The sequence below is a fragment of the Bradyrhizobium sp. USDA 4449 genome (assembly GCF_054056275.1).
Window position 1 is genome coordinate 2,928,891 of the sequence record NZ_JBSRYD010000001.1, and the last position, 22,726, is coordinate 2,951,616.

Below are 22,726 nucleotides of genomic sequence, written 5' to 3' on the forward strand. Positions count from 1 at the left end.
ATTCCCCGCGAAAGCGGGGAATCCAGTACGCCGCGGCTCTTGTGTGAATCGCCACCGCCTCTGAAATGCTGGATCACCCGCCCCGGTGCGCAAGGGTGCACAAGCGGGTGATGACCGTGGGGACCCTGCACATGTCCAACTCCAAATCCGAACTCCGCGCCAAAGCCCTCGCCGCGCGCGACGCACTCAGCGAGAAGAAGCGCAGCACCGCCGCGGCAAAGCTCGCCAAGCGTGGGCTGCCGTTCAAGCTGCTGCCCGGCAGCGTCGTCTCCGGTTACTCGCCGATCCGCAGCGAGATCGATCCGATGCCGTTGATGAAGAAGCTCGCGGAGGAGGGCGCCAGGCTGGCGCTGCCCTGCGTGACCGCGCGCGGCCAGTCGCTGATCTTCCGCATCTTCCATCCAAATGATCGCCTCATGCTCGGCCCGCTCGGCATCCCGGAGCCGTCGCCTGCGGCGAGCGAAGTCATTCCCGACGTTATGTTGACGCCGCTTGCGGCCTTCGACCGTCTGGGCCACCGCATCGGCTATGGTGCGGGGCATTATGATTTCACCTTTGCGCACTTGCGCAAAGCCAAGAACATCCTCGGCATCGGGCTCGCTTTTGCAGCGCAGGAGATCAAGGCGGTTCCGGCACTATCGCACGACGTGGCGCTGGATTATGTGCTAACGGAATCCGACGTGTTCGATTTCCGGAGTTCTGAAGTTGCGCATTCTCTTCGTGGGTGATGTCGTCGGCCGTAGCGGGCGCAACGCCATCGCCGAATTTCTGCCCGGCATGGTCAAGGACTGGTCCCTCGATTTCGTCGTCGTCAACGGCGAGAATTCGGCCGGCGGCTTCGGCATCACGGAAGCCATCTATCAGGAGTTTCTCGACGCCGGCGCCGATGCGGTGACGCTTGGCAATCACTCCTGGGACCAGCGCGAGGCGCTCGTCTTCATCGAGCGCGCCGAGCGCCTGGTGCGTCCCGCGAACTATCCGCGCGGCACGCCCGGCCGCGGCGCCGCTCTGGTCGAGACCAAGAACGGCAAGCATGCCCTCGTCGTCAACGCGTTGGGGCGCGTCTTCATGACCCCGTTCGACGATCCCTTCGCAGCGCTCGAGCGCGAGTTGGGTGCCTGTCCGCTCGGCGTCGCGGCCGACGCTATCGTCGTCGACTTCCATTGCGAGGCGAGTAGCGAGAAGCAGGGCGTCGGCTTCTTCTGCGACGGCCGCGCCAGCCTGGTCGTCGGCACCCACACCCATGTGCCGACCGCCGATCACCAGATCCTGTCGGGCGGCACTGCCTACATGACCGACGCCGGCATGACCGGCGATTACGACTCCATCATCGGCATGCAGAAGGAGGAGCCGCTGCGGCGATTCACGTCCGGGATTCCGTCGGGGCGCTTCGAGCCGGCCGCGGGCGTTGCGACGCTGAGTGGCGTGGCGGTCGAGACGGATGACGCAACGGGCCTCGCGCTGCGGATTGCACCGGTGCGCGCAGGCGGAAGGCTGGAGCCGGCGACGCCGAAGTTCTGGTTGAGTTGAGGGCGAGTACTGCACAGTTCGTGTGGTCCCGGCCCAGTTGCGCAATTGCGCACGGGGGCGGGACCCATAACCCCGGGGCGTCGACTCGGGGCCGACCATTGGCTCCGCGCGGCATTCCCATCCCGCGTTCGATCTTTAAGGATGATTCGCGCCCGGCGTGTTGGCCTGAGCGTGCACTACAGCTTGTAGGCCGTGCGAAATCCGCCCCAGTGCCGGCCCTGCACGCGGATCGGGACGTCGATTTCCCGCATCATCACCATGTTGCCGTTGCCCATGTCGCGCGCATAGCTCTGGATCAGGTACGAGCGCTGGTTGTGCGCCGCCGCCAGCCCCGCCGGATCGTTGAAGATGCGGCGGTTGCGGCAATTGGCCGTGTTCCAGGCGGCATCGCCCGGTCGCTGCGGATGCGAATAGATCTTGTTGTGGACCGGCAGGAAGCCGTTGCGGTCGACCATGGCGCAGAACGCCATGCGGGGCTCCTTGGCCAGAAAGGCTTCCTGGAATGGCGGCAGCGCGCGATCGGCCCAATCAAGATATCTCGTACGGTACTGCTGCGGATTGGTGCCTGATATCTCGGCGTAGTCGGTGTCGAAGAGGTCGTCCATCCTGACCTCGCCGCGCGCGACTGCCTGTTCGAATATCCGCGTCAGCGCGTTGCCGGCCTCCATCGCGCGGGTGACGAACTCCGTATTCTCCTCGTGGATCGACCAGAGCTTGTCTTCGATCCTTTCGCGCAGCGCGGCATTGGCGTTGACGAATTGCGTGCGCGCGCCGGCCTTGGACTGCTCGACCACGCGCAGGCGGCAGGCGCCGACGTCTTCGAGGATGCCGTCGAGGATCGCCTGCGGCGCGAGCCGGCTTGCGTCCGCGCCGCCGATCAGCACGCCGTCCATCGCGATCTCGTAGACCGGCAGCACGCCGCGCCCGCTCTCGAATTTGAGCTGGCAGGGCAGCCGCTCGGTCTTGCGACGGTCGTCGTGCTCGTTCTGCTTGAGCAGCACGGCGCATCGCGATTTCAGCTTCTGCGCGAATGTCGTCACCGCCTTGCCGGCGCTGGCGACGTTCTCGCCATGGGTCTCGGCCGCCTTGGTCGCGGCGTCGATCTCGGCGGCGCTCTCGCCGACCGAGATGATGAATTGCGATGCGCTGCTCGCGCTGCCGGAGACCTCGCTGGTGGTGGCATTCTGCTCGGCCACCGCGCCATTGACGGTGTCGAACACGGGACGGATCGCCTCGATGGCCTGCGAGATGCGGTGCACGGCGTCGGCGGAGCCTGCGGCGTCTCGCTGCAGCGCGTCGATCTTCTTGGAAATCTCCTCCGTCGCTCCTTGCGTCTGCACCGCAAGCGCCTTCACTTCGGTCGCGACGACCGCAAAGCCCTTGCCGGCGGCCCCGGCGCGCGCGGCTTCGATGGTCGAGTTGAGCGCGAGCAGCGTGGTCTGCCGCGCGATCTGGGCGATCAGATTGACGACGTTGCCGATCGCGGCGGAGGATTCGCGCAGGCGATCGACATTTTCGCGCGCTTCCTGGGCGGCGGCGCTGGCCTGGTCGGCGAGCTTGCCGGCCTCGCGGACCTGCGCGCCGATGCCTTGCGCGGATTGGGTGAACTTGTCGGCGGCCCGAGCAAAGCCCGAGGCGTTCGATTGTGCGGCGTTGGTCCGGCCGGTCAGAGCATCGGTGCGCCGGCGGATATCGGCGAGCGTCGCCGCGGTCGCTTCGGCACCACCTGCGACCGAATTGGCGGCGCGCTCGAGTTGGCGGATCATGGCGCCGAGCTCGAGTTCCAGCAGTTCCAGGATTTCGCGGGCCGTATCGACCTCGGCGGCCGGGGCGGGCTCGGCTGCCGGCTGGGCGGCCGGCGAAGCGACCGCGGGCGCGGCCATGTCGGGCAGACGCTTCCGAAATAATGCGAACGCCATCGGCTCTACTCTTGTCGGGGAACGGGCGGACGCTATTTTCCCAGACCAGAGTGAAATCAGGGTTAACGGTGCCTGTTTCTTGGGCATCGGACACTACGTTGATACCTTAAGGCATGAGAGGCCCTTTCATTCCGGTGGGTTGGCGGCCTATAAGGCCCGCGCTTCCCCACGCTCACCTTTGGCGCACGATTCCCTAGAGAAGATCACGCATGGCCGGACATTCCCAATTCAAGAACATCATGCACCGCAAGGGGCGGCAGGATGCGCAGAAGTCAAAACTGTTCGGCAAGCTGGCGCGCGAAATCACCGTCGCGGCCAAGCTGGGCACGCCCGACCCCAACATGAACCCGCGCCTGCGTGCGGCCATCATCGCGGCGCGTCAGGAAAACATGCCGAAGGACAATATCGAGCGCGCGGTCAAGAAGGCGCTTGGCAACGAAGGCGAGAACTATGACGAGATCCGCTACGAGGGCTATGGCCCCGGCGGCGTCGCGGTCATCGTCGAGGCGCTGACCGACAATCGCAACCGGGCCGCATCCGACATCCGTTCGTTCTTCACGAAGTCCGGCGGCAATCTTGGCGAAACCGGCTCGGTCTCCTTCATGTTCGATCGCACCGGCATCATCGAATATGACCGCAGCGTCGCTGACGACGATTCGGTGCTGGATGCCGCGATCGAGGCCGGCGCCGACGACGTGGTCTCGAGCGAGAGCGGTCACGAAATCTACGCCTCGACCGAAGGTTATCGCGACGTCGCCAAGGCACTGGAAGCCAAGTTCGGCGAGCCGCGCAAGGCCGCGTTGATCTGGAAACCGCAGAACACGGTCGCCGTCGACGATGAGACCGGCGAGAAGCTGTTGAAGCTGATGGACCTGCTCAACGAGCATGACGACGTCCAGAACGTCTACGCCAATTTCGAGGTGTCGGACGCGCTGGTCGCGAAGATGGGCGGCTAGGAACGCGAAACTCCTTTCCCCTGTTTACTTCTGTTCCGTTTGTGTTTCGCTATCATGGGCCAACCGCTATCACTGGCCCATGACCGCGCTCCCGATTCGCCAACCCGTTCGCATCATCGGCATCGACCCCGGCCTGCGCCGCACCGGCTGGGGCGTGATCGAGGCTGAGGGCAACCGCCTCATCTACGTCGCCTGCGGTTCAGTGGAACCGCCGCACGATTTGCCGCTGTCGAGCCGGCTGCTGTCGATCCATGAGGGGCTTGCGGCCGTTCTCTCCAGTCACCAGCCGACGGAAGCCGCGGTCGAGCAGACCTTCGTCAATAAGGACGGCGTCGCGACGCTGAAACTTGGCCAGGCTCGCGGCGTCGCCATGCTCGCGCCCGCGATGTTCGGCATCGCTGTCGCCGAATACGCGCCGAACCAGGTGAAGAAGACCGTGGTCGGCGCCGGCCATGCCGACAAGCAACAGATCGCAATGATGCTGAAGATCCTGCTGCCCAAGGCCGAGCCGCCGTCGGCGGACGCCGCGGATGCGCTCGCCATCGCCATCACGCACGCCCATCACCGCCAGAGCACGGCGCTTCGGCTGAAGGTCGCGGGACTATGATCGGCAAGCTCAAGGGCCTGATCGATTCCTACGGCGAGGACTACGTTCTCCTCGACGTCGGCGGCGTCGGCTATCAGGTGCATTGCTCGGCACGCACGCTGCAGCATCTGCCCTCACCGGGCGAAGCGGCTGTATTGTCGATCGAGACCTATGTCCGCGAGGATCAGATAAAACTGTTCGGCTTCCGCACGGATCACGAGCGCGAATGGTTTCGCCTGCTCCAGACCGTGCAGGGCGTCGGCGCCAAGGTCGCGCTCGCCGTGCTCGGCACGCTGGCGCCGGCCGATCTCGCCAATGCGATTGCCCTGCGTGACAAGGCGGCTGTCGCGCGAACGCCCGGCGTCGGGCCCAAGGTGGCCGAGCGTATCGTCACCGAGTTGAAGGACAAGGCGCCGGCCTTCGCCAATGTCGATCCGGCGGTCGTGCATCTCGCCGGCGCAGTCGACGAGCAGCGCGCGCCACGACCGGTGACGGACGCGATCTCCGCGCTGGTCAATCTCGGCTACGGCCAGCCGCAGGCCGCTGCGGCCATTGCATCCGCGTCGCGCAGCGCGGGTGAGAATGCCGAGACGGCGCAGCTCATCCGCCTCGGCCTGAAGGAGCTCGCGAAGTGAGCGATCCCAAGCCCAACCGCATGGTCTCGCCCGAGCGCCGCAGCGACGATGTCGGCGACACTGCACTGCGTCCGCAGTCCTTGTCCGACTTCGTCGGCCAACAACAGGCGCGCCAAAATCTCTCGATCTTCATCGAGGCGGCGCGCAAGCGCGGCGAGGCGCTGGATCATGTGCTGTTCGTCGGCCCGCCCGGTCTCGGCAAGACCACACTGGCGCAGATCGTCGCCAAGGAACTGGGGGTCGGCTTTCGCGCCACGTCGGGTCCCGTCATCGCCAAGGCCGGCGATCTCGCCGCGCTCTTGACCAATCTCGAAGAGCGCGACGTGCTCTTCATCGACGAGATCCATCGCCTCAGTCCGGCGGTGGAGGAGGTGCTCTATCCGGCGATGGAGGACTTTCAGCTCGACCTCATCATCGGCGAGGGGCCGGCGGCTCGCTCGGTCAAGATCGAGCTGTCGAAATTCACCCTCGTCGGCGCCACCACGCGCGCCGGCCTGCTTACCAATCCCCTGCGCGACCGCTTCGGCATTCCCGTCCGCCTCAACTTCTATACGATCGAGGAGCTGGAGAGCATCGTCAGCCGTGGTGCGCGCGTGCTCAAGGTGGGTATGAGCGCGGATGGCGCCAACGAAATCGCGCGCCGCGCCCGCGGCACGCCGCGCATCGCCGGCCGCCTGCTCCGCCGCGTTCGCGATTTTGCCTCCGCGGCCGATGCCGACAAGATCGACCGCAAGATCGCCGACCACGCGCTGAGCGCGCTCGAAGTCGACGCCGCCGGCCTCGATGCCATGGACCGCCGCTATCTCGCGACGATCGCGATGAACTATGGCGGCGGCCCAGTGGGCGTCGAGACGATGGCGGCGGCATTGTCAGAGCCGCGCGATGCGATCGAGGACATCATCGAGCCGTATCTCATTCAGTGCGGCTACCTGCAGCGTACCCCGCGCGGCCGGCTGCTCACCTCGCACGCCTTCCGCCATCTCGGCATCGCCGAACCGTCGCGGGATGCGGCGGCGCAGTTCGGCCTGTTCGGCTCGGACGAAACCGACGAGTGATCTGCGCGCTCGCGCAGTGCTCCTGACGTCGTGAAATTTCTGTAATCTCTGTGCAGATGATTTGCACAAGCGCACCCCAATTCCGCTCCATTCGAGCTGCATCACGGAAGCGCATCACGAGCAAGCTTCCATGATTTCTCGACGTCATCTCATCCGTTCTGTCGGCGGCCTCTCAGCGCTCGGCTTCTCGACGGCCGCCTACGGCGTCGGCGTTGAGCCGGAGCTGCGGCCACGGATCACCCGCTATCGCCCGGCTCCGCGGCAATGGCCCGCCGATTTTCCGCTCAGGATCGCCGTGATCGCCGATATCCATGCCTGCGAGCCCTGGATGTCGCTCGAGCGGATCGAGGCCATCGTCGATCAGGCCAACGCGCTCAAGCCCGATCTCGTCGTTCTGCTCGGCGACTATGTCGCCGGCCACCATTATGTCACGCGGCTCGTTGCGGCCGATGAATGGGCCAGGGTGCTGACCGGCCTCAAGGCGCCACTCGGCATTCATGCCGTCCTGGGCAATCACGATTATTGGGACGACAAGGTCGTCCAGCGCGCCGGGCAGGGCGTGCCGGTTGCCCGACGCGCGCTGCAGGCTGCCGGCATTCCCGTCTATGAAAACGACGCCGTGCGCCTCACCAAGGACGGCCGCTCGTTCTGGCTCGCCGGTCTCGGCGATCAGCTCGCCTACGCGCCCGCCCAACGCTACGGTCGCGCGCGGAGCTTTGGCGCCGACGATCTCACGGCGACGCTGGCGAGGATCACCGACGATGCGCCCGTGATCCTGCTCGCGCACGAGCCCAACATCGCCTGGCGCGTGCCCGCGCGCGTCGCGCTGCAGCTGTCCGGCCACACCCATGGCGGCCAGGTCCGCCTGTTCGGCTGGTCGCCCGCGCTTCCGCCGGAATATGCCGCGCAACTCGTTTACGGCCACTTTCGGCTGAAATGCGACGTCGTCGTTTCCGGCGGTCTCGGTTGCAGCATCGTGCCGGTCCGCGTCGGCGTGCCGCCCGAGATCGTCGAGGTGACCTTGGGACGGGCGCCGGCCGCAATTGTGTCCTAGCCGCGCTTGCGCGGCCGGGCGTTTTTGCGCACAACGGGCCGGTAGCTACAAGGGAAGAGGCTCGCGACGTGACAGCCCATCTCGACGGCGAGATCCGCGACGGCCGCCACCACATGCAGGTCCGCGTCTATTACGAGGACACGGATTTCTCAGGCATCGTGTATCACGCCAATTACCTGCGCTACATGGAGCGTGGGCGCACCAATCATCTCAGGTTGATGGGCGCCGAGCAGCAGGCGCTGTTCGAGCAGGTCGAAACCGAAGGCGCAGGCTTCGCTTTCGTCGTGCGCTCGATGCATCTCGATTTCCTCAAGCCCGCGCGGATGGACGATGTGCTCGATGTCGTGACCTGGCCGGTTGCGGTGAAGGGCGCGTCGATCATGCTGGCGCAGGAGGTGCGGCGCGGTGAGGAGCTGCTGGTCAAGGCTGAGGTGCGCGTCGCCTTCATCAGCGGCGGCCGGGCGCAGCCGATCCCGAAATCGATCCGCAGGCTGATGAAGGCCGATCTGATTTCGTGATCGCCCGATAGGGGATGCCCTATCGACTCCGTCGCAAGCAGGAATAGATTGCGGTCCGGATCAACCGATGAGGCCACAATGTCGCGCCCGCCGCTTCCGCCCTTCACCCGAGACACCGCTGCGCAAAAGGCGCGGATGGCCGAAGATGCCTGGAATTCACGCGATCCGGTGCGGGTCTCGCTCGCCTATACGGAGGACAGCCGCTGGCGCAATCGCTCGGAAGTGTTTCAGGGCCGCGAGGCCATCGTCGCCTTCCTTACCCGAAAATGGGAGAAGGAGCAGGACTATCGCCTGATCAAGGATCTCTGGGCGTTCGACCAAAACCGCATCGCGGTGCGCTTCCAGTATGAATGGCACGACGCCAGTGGCCAGTGGTATCGCTCCTACGGCAACGAGCAGTGGGAGTTCGACGAGCACGGCCTGATGCGGCGGCGCGAGGCCTCGATCAACGACATCGCGATTTCCAAGACGGACCGCCGCTTTCACTGGGCAGCGCCGGGGCCGCGGCCGGCTGATGTGCCGGGGCTGGGGACGGATCCGTTCTGAATTGCGCCTCTCCCTCTCCCGCAAGCGGGGGCGAGGTGAAATCAGCGCCTCGCCAAAAACCTCGTAATCGCGCCGCCGAGCTTCGCGCTGTCCATCGGCTCTGCCAGCGACGCCCTTGCCTTGGCAACAACATCATCCGGCGCCTTGCCCTCGCGCAGTTCGCAGCATACTTCCGCGAACGCCACATCGAACTCCGGATGCGGCTGCACCGTCAGCGTCGCGCCGTTGGCGTAGAGCAGGCCGGCATGCGGGGTGAATTCCGACGAGAGGATAGTCAGCGCACCGGCGGGCGCTTCGATCACCTGGTCCTGATGCGAGCAGGCAATGGCAACCGCTTCGCCATCGACGACGCCGTTGTCCGGTAGCACGCGATAGACGTGCCGGCCGATGCCCCAGCCCTTGTCCGATTTGCGTACGGTCCCGCCGAGTGCCTGCGCGATCAGCTGGTGACCGAAGCAGACGCCGACCATCGGCGTTCTGCTGGCGTAGGCGCTGCGTACGAAATCTTCCAGCGGTGCGATCCAGTCGAGGCCGTCATAGACGCCGGCGGCGGCACCGGTGATCAGCACGGCCTCGAGCTTGCCCGGATCGGGCAGCGCATCGCCGTTCGGGATGCTGACGATGTCGACCGCGGCTGATGGATCCTCGGCGCGAACCATGCGCTCGAACATGTCCGGGAATGAGCCGTGTCGCTCACGATATTTTGGCGGGACCTGCCCGGTCTCGATGATGGTGATGCGTGCCATGTGTCCTCAGGTAGGAGATCGGCTTTCTCTCTGCAAGCGTTCGATCATCCCGACGCGGGTCGGGCGTCGAACTCCGCGAGCGACTTGCGCATCGTCTCGACCAGATCGAGCGCCACCGGCGAGGGGCTGCGCTGCGCGGGAAACACGGCTGAAAACTCGAAGTCGATGCGCGGCAGGAAGCGGCGCACGACGACGCCGCGCGTGGAGAACTCCTGCGCGGTGAAGGGATCGCAGATCGCGACGCCAAGACCTGACGACACCAGGCCGCACATGATCTCGGACAGCGCCGTCTCCACGCGCAGCACGCGGCGGACGTCGTGACGATGGAAGACCTGGTCGACGAGGTGCCGGCTCGACGAGCCTGATGACAGCGAGATGAAGGTCTCGCCCTCGAAGTCCCGCGGCTCCAGCACTTGCTTCTCGGCGAGGCGATGTCCTGTGGGCAGCACCGCGACACGTGCGGGTGCGGGAAGCTTCTGGCTCGGCAAGCCGGAATGCGCGATCGGCACCTCGGCAAAGCCGACATCGCACTGATTGTTCAGCACCCAGTCGACCACGATCGGCGAGATCACGCCGAAGAAGGCGAGGTTGAGATTCGGCCGTTCCTTTAGGAAATGACCTGTCAGCCGCGGCAGATAGCCGTTCGACAGCGCCGGCAGGGCCGCGATCCGCAGCGAGCCGGTGCGACGGCTGCGGATTTCCTCCGCTGCTGCGCTGATGCGTTCGAGGCCGACGAAGGACCGCTCGACCTCGGTATAAAGCGCCATCGCCGCAGCGGTCGGCACCAGACCCGTGCCGCGCCGCTCGAACAGCTCCATTTTCAACAGCGCCTGGAGGTCGCGCAGCAACCGGCTCACCGCTGGTTGTGTCACCGTCATCAGCGCCGCCGCCTCGGTCACGCTGCCGGTCAGCATCGTCGCCCGAAACGCTTCCACCTGCCGCGAATTGATCCGCGCCATCCCAAAAATCCATTCATAACATTCAAGCATGCAAAGGTTGCCATTATTCATTGGACGATGGAAGTCGTGGTTTGCGATCTTTTTCATCAGGACTGGAGACGGCCCGCTTTTTCGGCAGCTTGGAGGCGTTCCAACCTCCAGATCGCGCCCCAACCCGCAACGCAGGAGCCCTGCTGCGGGAGGGCGCAGAAGGAAACACGGCCACCCGCTTCAGCCAGGGATTTTTCGGCACGTCACCTCATTCCGGTATTGGAGATCGGTCCCCATGAAGACTTCCAGCCTTCTGACCGCGGTCAGCCTCGCAGCGCTCATCGTCTTCCCGTCGGCCGTCTCCGCCCAACAAAAGACGCTCTATGTCGCCGGCTATGGCGGCTCATTCGAGAAGACCATCCGCGATGAGGTGATCCCGACCTTCGAGAAGGAGAACAACGTCAAGGTCGAGTACGTCGCCGGCAACTCCACCGACACGCTGGCCAAGCTTCAGGCGCAGAAGGGTAACCAGCAGATCGACGTGGCCATCGTCGACGATGGTCCGATGTATCAGGCAATCCAGCTCGGCTTCTGCGGCAAGCTCGAGGGCCTGCCGGCCGCCGATCTCTACGACACCGCGCGCTTCAAGGATGATCGTGCGGTCGCGGTCGGCATCGTCGCGACCGGGCTGATGTACAACACCAAGGTGTTCGCCGAGAAAGGCTGGGCGCCGCCGACGTCGTGGAATGACCTCAAGGACACGAAATACGCCAAACAGCTCGTGATCCCGCCGATCAACAACACCTATGGTCTCGAAGCGCTGGTGATGCTGTCGAAGATGAACGGTGGCGGCGAGAGCAACGTCGAGTCCGGCTTCAAGATCTTCAAGGAACAAATCAACCCCAATGTGCTCGCCTATGAGCCGTCGCCGGGCAAGATGACCGAACTGTTCCAGTCCGGCCAGGCGGTCATCGCGGTGTGGGGCACCGGCCGCGTGCAGAGTTTTGCCAATACCGGTTTCCCCGTCGACTTCGTCTACCCGAAGGAAGGTGCTGCGACGCTGCTGACGACGGCGTGCCCGATCAACAAGCCGAGCGCCTCGCCGTTGGCGTCGAGCTTCGTGAAAATGCTGCTCGATCCCAAAATCCAGCTGGTGATGCTCAAGGATTACGGCTACGGCCCGGTGCTGAAATCGCTGAAGGTGCCACCGGAGCTCGGCAAGATGGCGCCGATCGGCGAGCGGGCGGCAAAGCTCTATAATCCGGACTGGACTGTCATCAACGAGAAGCGCGAGGAATGGACCAAGCGCTGGAATCGCGAGGTCGAGCGCTGATCTGATCGTCCGAAGCGGAGACAGCTCATGGTCTATCTCGAGCTCGACCGGGTCGCAAAACAGTTCGGTGCGATGACTGTGGTCGATGACTTCAGTCTGACCGTGGGCAAGGGGGAGTTCATCTCCTTCCTTGGCCCCTCCGGCTGCGGCAAGACCACGACGCTACAGATGATCGCTGGCTTTCTCGATCCCACGCGCGGCGCGATCCGCCTGGAAGACAAGGATCTCGCCGCCATCCCTCCGGCCAGGCGCGGGCTCGGCATCGTGTTCCAGAGCTACGCGCTGTTTCCGCACATGACGGCGGCGGAGAACGTCGCCTTCGGCCTCGAGATGCGCAACGTGCCGCGCGCCGAAAAGGCCGAGCGTGTTCGCGCCGCGCTGGCCATGGTCGGACTTGGCGGCTACGAGGATCGTCATCCCCGCCGCATGTCCGGCGGCCAGCAGCAGCGCGTGGCGCTGGCGCGTGCGCTGGTGATCAAGCCGAGCGTGCTGCTGCTCGACGAGCCGCTGTCGAACCTCGACGCAAAACTGCGCGAGGAGATGCAGATCGAGCTGCGCCAGATCCAGCGCACCATCGGCACCACGACGATCCTCGTCACCCATGATCAGAACGAGGCGATGTCGCTGTCCGACCGCATCGTCGTGATGAGCCAGGGCAAGATAGCGCAGATCGGCACGCCGCAGGAGACCTATGAGAGGCCTGCTTCGGCCTTCGTGTCGCAATTCCTCGGCAAGACCAACGATTTTGCTGCGACGATCGATCGGACGGCGACGCCAGCAAAGGTGGTCGCGGGCTCCTGGAGCGCGCCGGCGCCGGTTGGGCTCAACGGGCCTGTCACCGTCAGCATTCGCCCTGAAAGGATTGGCTTTGGCGATGCCGGCCTCAGCGCAAAAATCATCACGCGCATCTTCCAGGGCAATCATTGGCTGTTCCAGTGCGACGGCGAATGCGGTCCCGCGATCGTGATCCGCCAGAATGACGGCAAGCCGCAGCCGAACGAGGGGGAGGCGGTCCGTCTCGTCTGGCGTCCGGAGGACATGAGCGTGCGTGCGAGAAGCCTCGCATGAGCGCGTCCGCCCAGGAGCGAAATGCGCGAGCGCCTTGGGCGTTGACCGCGCCTGCTCTGATGCTGTTCGTCGGCGTGTTGCTGATCCCGCTGGCGATGACCGTCATCTTGTCATTCCACGATTGGGGCCAGTACAAAGGTATCGAACCCGTCTTCATCCTCAAGAACTGGAAAGAGATAGCGACCGACCCCTACTACGCCGAGATGTTCTGGCGGACGTTTCGGGTCGCGGTCCTGACTACGCTCCTGACCGCATTGCTCGGCGCGCCCGAGGCCTACATCCTCAACCGCATGAGCGGCCGCTGGAAGAGCTTTTTCCTGCTCGTGATTCTCGGACCCCTGCTGATCTCCGTGGTGGCACGCACGCTCGGCTGGGCGCTGCTGTTCGGCGGCAACAACGGCCTCGTCAACAAGCTCCTGATGTCGCTCGGCGCAATCCGCTCCCCCATTCCCTTCATGTTCACCGAAACCGGTATGGTCGTCGCGCTCGCGCATGTCATGATGCCGTTCATGGTGCTCTCGGTGTGGGCCGCGCTGCAGCGGCTCGACCCGCAGATCGAGAATGCGGCGATGTCGCTCGGCGCCGGCCCCGTCACGATCATCCGCCGCATCATCATGCCGCAGATCATGCCGGGCGTGCTGTCGGGCGCGATCATCGTGTTCTCGCTTTCGGCCAGCGCCTTCGCGACACCTGCGATCATCGGCGGCCGCCGCCTCAAGGTCGCGGCGACGCTCGCCTATGACGAATTCCTCAATACGTTGAACTGGCCTCTGGGCGCAGCGGTCGCGACACTCCTGCTGGTCGCGCTGGTGTTGATCGTGGTCGGTAGCAATGCGCTGATCGAGCGCCGCTATGCGGAGGTGTTCCGATGAGGCGGAACGGCCCGCTGGCGCTGATCTTCCACGCCGTCTTCGTCATCGTGATGGTGGCGCCGATTCTGGTGGTCTGCCTCGTCGCCTTCACCCCCGAAGGCTTCCTGTCGCTGCCGACCAGCGGCTTTTCGCTGCGCTGGTTCAGGGCGATTGCGGACTATCCGGAATTCATCCATGCCTTCTGGATCAGTCTCGGCCTCGGCGCGCTGTCGTCTTTCGTGGCCCTGTCGTTCGCGGTACCTGCGGCGCTCGCAATCGCGCGCTATCGTTTTCGCGGACGTGACGCGCTTGCGGCGCTGTTTCTATCACCGCTGATGATTCCGCATGTCGTGCTCGGCATCGCGTTCCTGCGCTTCTTCACGTCGGCTGGATTGGGTGGCAGCTTCGCTGCGCTGATCATCGCGCATGTCATCATCGTGTTTCCGTTCGCGCTGCGGCTGACGCTGGCGGCCGCGACCGGTATGGACCGCACCGTCGAGATGGCCGCGGTCTCGCTTGGCGCCGGTGGCTGGACGCTGTTCCGGCGGGTCACGCTGCCGCTGATCCTGCCCGGCGTGATCAGCGGCTGGGCGCTCGCCTTCATCCAGTCGTTCGACGATCTCACCATGACCGTCTTTCTTGCGGCGCCCGGCACCGAGACATTGCCCGTGCGCATGTTCCTTTATATTCAGGACAACATCGATCCGCTGGTGACGTCGGTCTCGGCTTGCGTGATCGCTGTGACCATGACCGCCCTGATTCTGCTCGACCGCTTCTACGGGCTCGACCGCGTGCTCGCCGGCAAGGGCGACACGGGACGATAGGAGAACCTATGCGAACTGAATACGACGTCGCCGTGGTCGGCGGCGGATTGCTCGGCTCCGCTATTGCCTGGGGCCTCGGCCGGCTCGGCAAGAGCGTGGCCGTGCTCGACGAGGGCGACGTCGCCAAGCGCGCCTCACGCGCGAATTTTGCGCTGGTCTGGGTGCAGAGCAAGGGCCTCGGCATGCCGGCCTACACGGTCTGGACCGTTCAGGCTTCGCAAGCTTGGGGTCGGCTTGCGTCGGAGCTGAAGCAGCAGACGGGACTCGATGTCTCGCTCCAGCAGAATGGCGGCTTTCATCTCACGCTCGGCGATGACGAATTCGGCCAGCGCACCGAGCTCGTCAAGCGCATGCACAACCAGACGGGCGCGGCCGACTACAAGATGGAGATGCTGTCGGCCTCCGAGGTGAAGAAGTCGCTGCCGCTGATCGGCCCCGAAGTTTCCGGCGGCAGCTATTGTCCGCTCGATGGCCACGTCAATTCGCTGCGCACGTTCCGCGCCTTCCATACCGGGTTCAGGGAATTCGGCCTTGACTATTTCCCGGAGCAGCCGGTTTCGGCGATCAGCAAGAGCGGCGGCGAATTCCGCCTGACCACCCCGAAGGGCGAGCTGCGCGCTGCCAAGGTCGTGCTCGCCGCCGGCAATGCCAACCAGACGCTGGCGCCGATGGTCGGCCTCTCGGCGCCGATGGGGCCGACCCGCGGCCAGGTCGTGGTGACCGAACGCACCATGCCGTTCCTGCCGCATCCGCTGACCACGATCCGCCAGACCGATGAAGGCACGGTGATGATCGGCGACAGCAAGGAGGACGAGCTGGATGATCGCACGTTGAAGCCGTCGATCAGTGGCGTGATGGCCGATCGCGCCCAGCGCATGTTCCCGCATCTGTCGCGGCTCAACGTGGTCAGGAGCTGGGCCGGCATCCGCGTCATGCCGCAGGATGGTTTTCCGATCTACGACCAGTCGGAGACGCATCCCGGGGCCTTCGTCGCCTGCTGCCATTCCGGCGTGACGCTGGCCTCCAACCACGCCTTCGAGGTCGCGCGCATGGTTGCGCAAGGCGCGCTCGAACCGGAGCTGGTCGGCGCATTTTCGGCAAGCCGCTTCGGTGGCGCGGGCGCGCTGAACAACAGCGGCTACTAGAACTATTGAAGGAACCAAGATGTTTCGACGATCCGAACAGGACGAGCGGCCGCCGGTACAGATCTTCGTTGACGGTGTTGCCGTCACCGCGCGCCAGGGCGACACCGTCTCCGCCGCGCTGCTGGCATCCGACCGCGACGTGCGCCGCTCGACCGCGGTGAGCGGCGCACCGCGTCTGCCCTATTGCATGATGGGCGTGTGCTTCGACTGCCTCGTCACCATCGACGGTGTCGGCAATCGCCAGGGCTGCCTCGTGCCCGTCGGCGAGGGCATGCAGATCGAGATCCAGAAGGGCAAGCGGGAGATCGGAAGATGAGCGTCGCTCCCAAGCGCGAAACCTACGACGTCGTGGTGATCGGCGCCGGGCCCGCCGGCCTCGCCGCGGCTGCGACATCGGCCCAGGCTGGCCTGTCCACGCTGCTGCTCGACGAGAACGCCGGCCCCGGCGGCCAGGTGTTTCGTGCCATCGACTCCACGCCCGTGACCGCGCGCGATCAACTCGGCGCCGACTATTGGGCCGGTACGGATCTCGTGCAGTCATTGCGCGCGACCAACGCCGAGGTCATCCATCGGGCTACCGTCTGGAGCCTCGATCGTAATCTCGATCTCGCCGTTTCGATTGGGGGCACGTCCGCCTTCGTCAAGGCCAAGCGCGTGATCCTTGCAACCGGCGCGCTGGAGCGGCCGTTTCCGATCCCCGGCTGGACATTGCCGGGTGTGATGACGGCGGGTGCCGCGCAGACGATGTTGAAATCGTCGGCCCTGGTACCTGACGGGCGCACCGTGATCGCGGGGCAGGGGCCGCTGCTGTGGCTACTCGCCGCACAGATCCTGCGCCTCGGCGGCCGCATCGACCGCATTCTCGACACCACCGAGCGCGGCAATTACTTTGCCGCGCTGCCTCACGCCTTGGCCTTCCTGACCTCGCCCTATTTCAGCAAGGGCCTGTCGATGATGCGCGAGGTGAAAGCCAAGGTGCAGGTCATCTCCGGCACCACGGAGCTTGCAGGGGCCGGTGATGGCCAGCTCGCCAGCGTGAGCTACGTCGCGGGCGGCAAGCGCGAGACTGTTCCGGCCGATCTGCTGCTGCTGCATCAGGGCGTTGTGCCCAACGTCAACCTGGCGATGTCCGCAGGCGTCGAGCATCGCTGGGACGATCTGCAATTGTGCTGGTCGCCCGTGTTGGACACGAACGGCAATTCGTCGGTGGCCGGCATCGCGATCGCCGGTGATGGCGCTGGCATCGGCGGCGCCAATGTCGCGGTCGTGCGCGGCCTCATCGCGGCACGCGCCGCGGCGGAGTCGCTGGTGCCTGCGTCCGCTGCGAAGCTCCCCGCAATGGCGGCGCTCCGTTCGGATCTCGCCAAGGCCGAGCGCGGTCGCGTGTTCCTCGACACGTTGTTCCGCCCGGCGCCGCAGTTTCGCATTCCTTCGGGCGATACCATCGTTTGCCGCTGCGAGGAGGTCACAGCAAAGGACGTTCTCGATTCCGTTGCGATCGGCGCGACCGGACCGAACCAGCTCAAGGCCTATCGTCGCACCGGCATGGGGCCGTGCCAGGGCCGGCTGTGCGGCCTCACCGTGACCGAGCTGATGGCGCAGGCGCGCGGAAAAACCCCGCAGGAGATCGGCTATTACCGGCTGCGCGCGCCGGTCAAGCCGATCACGCTCGCCGAGCTCGCCGCCGTTCCTAAAACGGAGGACGACATCAAGGCCGTGGTGCGCGGATGACTGCAAACGTGGATGCGATCGTCGTCGGTGGCGGCATCCACGGATGCTCGACCGCGCTGCACCTGTGTCTCGCCGGCCTGAAGCCGGTGCTGATCGAGAAGGATTATGCCGGCCGCCACGCTTCGGGCGTCAATGCCGGCGGGGTCCGCCAGCTTGCGCGCCATGTCCCCGAAATCCCGCTCTCGATCCGCTCGATGGGGATCTGGGAAAAGATCACCGAGCTCCTCGACGACGATTGCAGTTTTGAGAGCCATGGCCAGGTTCTGGTCGCGGAGAACGCGGAGGAGCTCGCGGTCTGCCGCACCCGCGTCGCCGAACTCAATGCGCTCGGCTTCACCCATGAAGAGCTGATCGACGCGGCCGAACTGCGGCGCCTCGTACCGGCCGTGGCCGAGACCTGTCCCGGCGGCGTCGTCTCGCGGCGCGACGGCGCGGCCAATCCGGCGCAGACAACGACGGCGTTCCGGCGCAAGGCCGAGCGGCTCGGCGCGACCGTGCGCGAGGGCATTGCGGCCAGCAACATCAGGTACAGCGGGGGGCTCTGGCACGTCGACGTCGGCACCGAGGCCTTTGCCGCGCCGGTACTGGTCAATGCCGCCGGAGCCTGGGCCGGAAAGATCGCGGCCGCGCTCGGCGAGGCGGTGCCGGTCGAGACGGTGGCGCCGATGCTGATGATCACGTCGCGCGTGCCGCATTTCATCGATCCCGTCGTGATCCTGCGGGGGCGCAAGCTCTCGTTCAAGCAGTTCTCCAACGGCACGGTGCTGATCGGCGGCGGCCATCTGGCAACGCCTTACCAGGACCGCAACGAGACGGTGCTGGACTGGAAGGGGCTCGCGATCAGTGCACGCACGGTGTTCGAGCTGTTTCCGGTGATGCGCAGCGCCACCATCGTGCGCGCGTGGGCCGGCATCGAGGCCAGGATGAAGGACGACATTCCCGTGTTCGGGCCGAGCTTGCGCCACAAGGGCCTCTATCACCAGTTCGGCTTCTCGCTGCATGGCTTCCAGCTCGGCCCCGGCGCCGGGGCGGTGATGGCGGAGCTGATCGTCAATGGCGGCACCCAGACTCGAATCACGGATCTCGGCATCGACCGATTCCATGCCCCGGCTCCGCTGAAGCGCTGATCGCTCACTCCGACCTCGCGAACATCCCGACCAGGGTCTCGCGCAGCCAGCGCTGCGCGGGGACAGTGTCGTTGCGCTGATGCCAGAACAGGCTGACGATGCGCGGCGGCGCCTGGAGCGGAAGCGGCATCGCGTGCAGGAACGGCGCATGGCGGGACTCCGAGCGGAGATCGCGCGGCAGCACGGCGATGAGATCGGACTGCCGCACGATCTCGTAGGCCGCGCTGTAATGGTTGACGGTCGCCACCAGATTGCGCGACAGCCCGCGTGAGGCAAGGAAGAGATCGTAAGACGGCTGCGTCCTTCCCGCGAGGCTCACATCGATGTGACGGGCGTTGAGAAAGGCGCGCGAGCCGAGCCGCTTGCCTGCGGCCAGCGGATGGCCGCGCCGCATGAAGCAGGCATATTCCACGGTCCACAGCGAGCGCGAGCGGATGGCAGCCGGTTGCTGCGCCTCGTTGACATAGACGCTCAAGACGCAGTCGACCCTGTTGTCCTCGAGCTGGTCGGCGATCTCCACGACGGTGTTGGGGACGGTGTGGATGCGCGCCTTCGGTGCGACCTGGCCGAGATGGTTCAGCAGGTCCGGCATGACCAGCGAAGCCACATAGTCCGACATCGAAAGCGTGAACTGGGTCTGGGCGCGGCCCGGATCGAACACCTGCTCGTCGAGCGCCCCGCGCACGCGCTCCAGCGCTTCGCCGATCGGCTCCCACAACACCACGGCGCGTTGCGTCGGACGGATCCCGGTGCCTGACCGTACGAACAGGGGATCACCGAGCGCATCGCGTAGGCGCGCGAGTGCATTGCTGACGGCAGGCTGCGTCATCGTCAACACGCTCGCGGCGCGCGTGACGCTGCCCTCGGTCATCAGCGCCTCGAAGACTTTCAGCAGGTTGAGGTCGAGCGCACGGAACGACACACATTCACCATGGTGATGTCTTAGATCAAGATTATAAATTATGACGATAATGTCACTTTGTCTATGGTTCCTTCCCGAACGACGCGCGGTGTGCCGGGCCGCAATCGAGGGGGACTTCCATGTCAATGATATCGGCGCGAATCGAGCGCCTTCCGTTCGCACGCTTCCACGCACTCCTGCTCCTGATGGGCGGCCTCGGCTACATGTTCGATGCGATGGACGCGGCGGTGCTGGCGTTCATCCTGCCGGTGCTGCGCACGGCGTGGAATCTCTCCAGCGTCGAGATCGGCGTGCTCGGCAGCAGCACCTATATCGGCTTTCTCTTTGGCGCCCTGCTTGCCGGCACGCTCGGTGATCTGATCGGCCGCCGTGCGGTGATGATGTCGGCCTTGGCGCTCTACTGCGTGGCGTCCATCGTCAGTGCGATGGTCGATAGCTGGACGGCCTTCTTCGTTGCGCGGATTGTCGCCGGCATGGGTACCGGCGCGGAGAGTGCGATCATCGCGCCATATCTTGCGGAGTTCGTGGCGCGGCGCTACCGCGGCAGCTTCACCGGCGCATTGGCCGGCTTCTTTTCCTTTGGCTTCGTTGCCGCAGCCTTGCTCGGCTATTTCATCGTGCCCGCCTACGACAATGGCTGGCGCATCGTGCTGGTGATGACGGCGCTGCCCGTTGTCATGCTGCTGTGGTGGCGGCGGGCCCTGCCGGAATCGCCGCGCTGGCTGGAAGCCCGCGGCCGGGAGAAGGAAGCCGCAGCCGTGCTCGACAGGATCGAGGCGGGATTTGCGCGCGAGGGTCGTGTGCTGCCGCCGCCGGTCGTTGAAGCCGCGGCGCCGACCACCGGTGGAACGCTGCTCGCCAATTTCACGGCACTCGTCGCCGCCCGCCAGGCGCGCATCACCGTCATGACCTGGATCATGTGGCTTGCGATCACCTTCAGCTATTATTCCTTCTTCGTCTGGATCCCCGGCCTTCTGGTCCAGAACGGCATGAGCATCACCAAGAGCTTTGGCTATTCGATCGCGATCTATTGCGCACAGATTCCCGGTTATTTCAGCGCCGCGTATTTCAACGAGCGCATCGGCCGGCAGGCGACGATCGCGAGCTACATGGTGCTTGGCGGCGTCAGTGCGCTCGGCCTCGCTTTCGCGCAGACCGACCAGCACATCATATTGGCGGGAATTCTCCTGTCCCTCTTCATGAACGGCACCTATGCGGGGGTTTATGCCTACACCGCCGAAGTCTTCCCGACGCCGGTCAGGACCACCGGCGCAGGGCTAGCCTCCGCCATCGGCCGCATCGGCGCGATCGTCTCGCCGATCCTGGTCGGTTACCTCTATCCCAATTTCGGCTTCGCCGGCGTGTTCGGCGTCACCACGACCGTCCTGCTGCTGGGAGCGGTCACCGTCGTGCTGATGGGCGTGCCGACGCGTGGCCGTTCGCTGGAAGAGATCGCGGCGGGCGAGGTTGCATGAGCCGGATCAGACCGCAGGCCGATCCCTGGCTCAGGGCCGTTGCGGCGGCACAGGGCGGGGCGGATCAGCCGGGCACGCTATTTGCGGCGCTGGACGACGCGCTGAACTCGGCGATCGGGCACAAGCTGTTCACGATCCTGACCTACGACGAGGTCACCGGCGAAGCCGCGCGGATCTATTCCAACCTTCCCGGACCCTATCCCACCGGCGGCCGCAAGCGGCTGGCGCCGGGGCCGTGGACCGAAGCCGTGCTCGACCGCGGCGAGGCCTATATCGGCCGCACGCAGGATGATTTGCGCGACGTCTTCTCCGACCACGAGTTGATCGCCTCGCTCGGCTGCGCCAGCGTGCTCAACATGCCGGTGCGCTGGCGCGGTCATACGCTCGGCTCGCTCAATCTGCTGCATGAAGCCGGCTGGTATGACGAGGACGACGTCGACGCGTGTCTCCCCTTTGCCCAGCTCACTTTGCCGGCGCTGCTTGCGCCGGCGCCCTCACAGGACATCACCATGCCCAGCATTCTCTTCAAGAGCGCCGCTCTGCTCGACCCGCTCCAGCCGGAGTTGCTGACGGGCCATGACGTGCTGGTCGAGGGTACCTTGATCAAGGAGGTGTCGGACCGGCCGATCAAGGTCACCGCCGATCGAACCATCGATCTGACGGGCAAGACGCTGATGCCCGGCCTGATTGATCTTCACGTGCACACCATCGCGATCGAGCTCAACCTGGCGCAGCAGGTCCACATGCCGAACGTGCTGGTGACGCTGCGCTCGACATTGCTGTTGCGCGGCATGCTTCGGCGAGGCTTTACGACCGTCCGCGATGCCGGTGGCGCCGGCCATGCGATGAAGCAGGCGATCGAGACCGGCCTGACCGACGGTCCGCGGCTGTTCGTGTCCGGTCGTGCGCTCAGCCAGACCGGCGGGCACGGCGACATGCGGGCGCGTTCGGATTATCTCGCCAGCGACGCGGTCTGTCCGTGCTGCGTGCGCGTCGGTGCGCTGGCGCGCGTTGCCGACGGCGTTGACGGCGTGCGCAGGGCGGTGCGCGAGGAACTCCAGATGGGCGCCGACCAGATCAAGATCATGGCATCCGGCGGCGTCGCCTCTCCGACCGATCCGGTCGGAGCCTTCGGCTACTCCGAGGACGAGATCCGCGCCATCGTCGAGGAGGCGCGGGGCCGCCAGACCTACGTGCTCGCCCATGCCTATACCGCCGAGGCGATCGCGCGCGCGGTGCGCTGCGGCGTCCGCACCATCGAGCACGGCAATCTCGTCGACGACCAGGCGGCGCGCCTGATGGCCGAGAAGGGTGCCTATGTGGTGCCGACGCTGGTTACCTATGAGGCGCTCGCCAATGAAGGCGCGCAGTACGGCCTGCCGCCGGAGAGCGTCGCCAAGATCGCCGATGTGCGCGATGCCGGCCTCCGCTCGCTCGAAATCTATCGCAAAGCCGGCGTGAAGATCGGCTACGGCAGCGACCTGCTCGGGCCGTCGCAGCGCCTGCAGAGTGACGAGTTCCGCATCCGCGCCGAAATTCAGGGCGCGCGCGAGGTCATCGCCAGCGCGACGTTGATTGGTGCCGAGGTGCTCGGCATGGAAGGAAAACTCGGCCGGATCGCGCCCGACGCGCTCGCGGATCTGCTGGTGGTCGACGGCAACCCGTTGCACGACGTGACCTGCCTGCTCGGCCAGGGCGAGCACATTCCGCTCGTGATGAAGGCAGGAAAAGTTCAGTTCGACAGGCTGGCCGCTTAACCGCCATCTGCGCCAGGTG

Annotated in this window: 23 protein-coding genes; 19 read left to right on the forward strand and 4 right to left on the reverse strand. The window is 65.4% G+C overall.

Features of this window, described 5'->3' with window-relative positions:
• Positions 1–131 precede the first annotated feature (131 nt).
• Entirely contained in the window at positions 132–728 is a 597-nt protein-coding gene (locus ACVIIW_RS13895) for a 5-formyltetrahydrofolate cyclo-ligase (protein WP_456701271.1), read from the forward strand.
• Positions 706–1,530 carry a TIGR00282 family metallophosphoesterase gene (locus ACVIIW_RS13900; protein WP_456701272.1) on the forward strand — a complete coding sequence of 275 codons (825 nt, stop codon included), beginning with the start codon at positions 706–708 and terminating at the stop codon, positions 1,528–1,530. Before ACVIIW_RS13895 ends, ACVIIW_RS13900 begins: the two co-directional genes overlap by 23 nt.
• 176 nt (positions 1,531–1,706) lie before the next feature.
• Here ACVIIW_RS13900 and ACVIIW_RS13905 read toward each other — a convergent pair whose 3' ends face one another.
• A complete protein-coding gene (locus ACVIIW_RS13905) occupies positions 1,707–3,449 on the reverse strand; it encodes a methyl-accepting chemotaxis protein (RefSeq protein WP_456701273.1) in 1,743 nt (580 codons plus the stop codon).
• Positions 3,450–3,658: 209 nt separating this feature from the next.
• On the opposite strand from ACVIIW_RS13905, the gene ACVIIW_RS13910 reads away from it, so the two are divergent.
• The 7 genes from ACVIIW_RS13910 (at position 3,659) to ACVIIW_RS13940 (ending at position 8,799) form a co-directional block, all read left to right on the forward strand.
• Entirely contained in the window at positions 3,659–4,405 is a 747-nt protein-coding gene (locus tag ACVIIW_RS13910) for a YebC/PmpR family DNA-binding transcriptional regulator (protein WP_456701274.1), read from the forward strand.
• A 79-nt stretch (positions 4,406–4,484) separates the two neighbouring features.
• Positions 4,485–5,012: a crossover junction endodeoxyribonuclease RuvC gene (gene ruvC, locus ACVIIW_RS13915; RefSeq protein WP_456701275.1), complete on the forward strand. Its 528-nt coding sequence runs from the start codon at positions 4,485–4,487 to the stop codon at positions 5,010–5,012.
• Positions 5,009–5,626 (forward strand): Holliday junction branch migration protein RuvA, encoded by a 618-nt coding sequence (ruvA, locus tag ACVIIW_RS13920; RefSeq protein WP_456701276.1) that lies wholly within the window; start codon positions 5,009–5,011, stop codon positions 5,624–5,626. The genes ruvC and ruvA overlap by 4 nt, the downstream gene beginning before the upstream one ends.
• A gap of 20 nt (positions 5,627–5,646) precedes the next feature.
• Complete coding sequence (gene ruvB, locus ACVIIW_RS13925; RefSeq protein ID WP_456705150.1) at positions 5,647–6,681, forward strand: Holliday junction branch migration DNA helicase RuvB; 1,035 nt, start codon at positions 5,647–5,649, stop codon at positions 6,679–6,681.
• Positions 6,682–6,811: 130 nt separating this feature from the next.
• Positions 6,812–7,735, forward strand: a complete 924-nt coding sequence (locus ACVIIW_RS13930) for a metallophosphoesterase (protein WP_456701277.1) — start codon at positions 6,812–6,814, stop codon at positions 7,733–7,735.
• Between the two features lie 68 nt (positions 7,736–7,803).
• Entirely contained in the window at positions 7,804–8,253 is a 450-nt protein-coding gene (ybgC, locus tag ACVIIW_RS13935) for a tol-pal system-associated acyl-CoA thioesterase (protein ID WP_456701278.1), read from the forward strand.
• A 78-nt stretch (positions 8,254–8,331) separates the two neighbouring features.
• Positions 8,332–8,799 (forward strand): nuclear transport factor 2 family protein, encoded by a 468-nt coding sequence (locus tag ACVIIW_RS13940; protein ID WP_456701279.1) that lies wholly within the window; start codon positions 8,332–8,334, stop codon positions 8,797–8,799.
• 41 nt (positions 8,800–8,840) lie between these two features.
• On the opposite strand, the gene ACVIIW_RS13945 is transcribed toward ACVIIW_RS13940, so the two are convergent.
• Positions 8,841–9,545: a type 1 glutamine amidotransferase gene (locus ACVIIW_RS13945; RefSeq protein ID WP_456701280.1), complete on the reverse strand. Its 705-nt coding sequence runs from the start codon at positions 9,543–9,545 to the stop codon at positions 8,841–8,843.
• 44 nt (positions 9,546–9,589) lie between these two features.
• Positions 9,590–10,504: a LysR substrate-binding domain-containing protein gene (locus ACVIIW_RS13950; protein WP_456701281.1), complete on the reverse strand. Its 915-nt coding sequence runs from the start codon at positions 10,502–10,504 to the stop codon at positions 9,590–9,592.
• A 265-nt stretch (positions 10,505–10,769) separates the two neighbouring features.
• Between ACVIIW_RS13950 and ACVIIW_RS13955 the strand changes: the two genes are divergently transcribed.
• Genes ACVIIW_RS13955 through ACVIIW_RS13990 form a run of 8 tightly spaced genes read left to right on the forward strand, consistent with a single transcriptional unit; the run spans position 10,770 to position 18,553 of the window.
• Positions 10,770–11,807, forward strand: coding sequence for an ABC transporter substrate-binding protein (locus ACVIIW_RS13955; RefSeq protein WP_456701282.1), 1,038 nt, complete (start codon positions 10,770–10,772; stop codon positions 11,805–11,807).
• 27 nt (positions 11,808–11,834) lie between these two features.
• Positions 11,835–12,875, forward strand: a complete 1,041-nt coding sequence (locus tag ACVIIW_RS13960; protein WP_456701283.1) for an ABC transporter ATP-binding protein — start codon at positions 11,835–11,837, stop codon at positions 12,873–12,875.
• On the forward strand, positions 12,872–13,747 hold the full coding sequence (locus ACVIIW_RS13965) for an ABC transporter permease (RefSeq protein WP_456701284.1): 876 nt from the start codon (positions 12,872–12,874) through the stop codon (positions 13,745–13,747). The genes ACVIIW_RS13960 and ACVIIW_RS13965 overlap by 4 nt, the downstream gene beginning before the upstream one ends.
• On the forward strand, positions 13,744–14,550 hold the full coding sequence (locus tag ACVIIW_RS13970; protein ID WP_456701285.1) for an ABC transporter permease: 807 nt from the start codon (positions 13,744–13,746) through the stop codon (positions 14,548–14,550). The genes ACVIIW_RS13965 and ACVIIW_RS13970 overlap by 4 nt, the downstream gene beginning before the upstream one ends.
• Before the next feature lie 8 nt (positions 14,551–14,558).
• Positions 14,559–15,695 (forward strand): NAD(P)/FAD-dependent oxidoreductase, encoded by a 1,137-nt coding sequence (locus tag ACVIIW_RS13975; protein WP_456701286.1) that lies wholly within the window; start codon positions 14,559–14,561, stop codon positions 15,693–15,695.
• 19 nt (positions 15,696–15,714) lie between these two features.
• Entirely contained in the window at positions 15,715–16,011 is a 297-nt protein-coding gene (locus tag ACVIIW_RS13980) for a (2Fe-2S)-binding protein (protein WP_456701287.1), read from the forward strand.
• Positions 16,008–17,426 carry an FAD-dependent oxidoreductase gene (locus ACVIIW_RS13985; RefSeq protein ID WP_456701288.1) on the forward strand — a complete coding sequence of 473 codons (1,419 nt, stop codon included), beginning with the start codon at positions 16,008–16,010 and terminating at the stop codon, positions 17,424–17,426. Before ACVIIW_RS13980 ends, ACVIIW_RS13985 begins: the two co-directional genes overlap by 4 nt.
• Entirely contained in the window at positions 17,423–18,553 is a 1,131-nt protein-coding gene (locus ACVIIW_RS13990) for an NAD(P)/FAD-dependent oxidoreductase (RefSeq protein ID WP_456701289.1), read from the forward strand. Before ACVIIW_RS13985 ends, ACVIIW_RS13990 begins: the two co-directional genes overlap by 4 nt.
• 4 nt (positions 18,554–18,557) lie before the next feature.
• On the opposite strand, the gene ACVIIW_RS13995 is transcribed toward ACVIIW_RS13990, so the two are convergent.
• Positions 18,558–19,475 carry a LysR substrate-binding domain-containing protein gene (locus ACVIIW_RS13995; protein WP_456701290.1) on the reverse strand — a complete coding sequence of 306 codons (918 nt, stop codon included), beginning with the start codon at positions 19,473–19,475 and terminating at the stop codon, positions 18,558–18,560.
• A gap of 119 nt (positions 19,476–19,594) precedes the next feature.
• On the opposite strand from ACVIIW_RS13995, the gene ACVIIW_RS14000 reads away from it, so the two are divergent.
• Positions 19,595–20,950: an MFS transporter gene (locus ACVIIW_RS14000; protein ID WP_456701291.1), complete on the forward strand. Its 1,356-nt coding sequence runs from the start codon at positions 19,595–19,597 to the stop codon at positions 20,948–20,950.
• 509 nt (positions 20,951–21,459) lie between these two features.
• Positions 21,460–22,707, forward strand: coding sequence for an amidohydrolase family protein (locus ACVIIW_RS14005; RefSeq protein ID WP_456705151.1), 1,248 nt, complete (start codon positions 21,460–21,462; stop codon positions 22,705–22,707).
• Positions 22,708–22,726 lie beyond the last annotated feature (19 nt).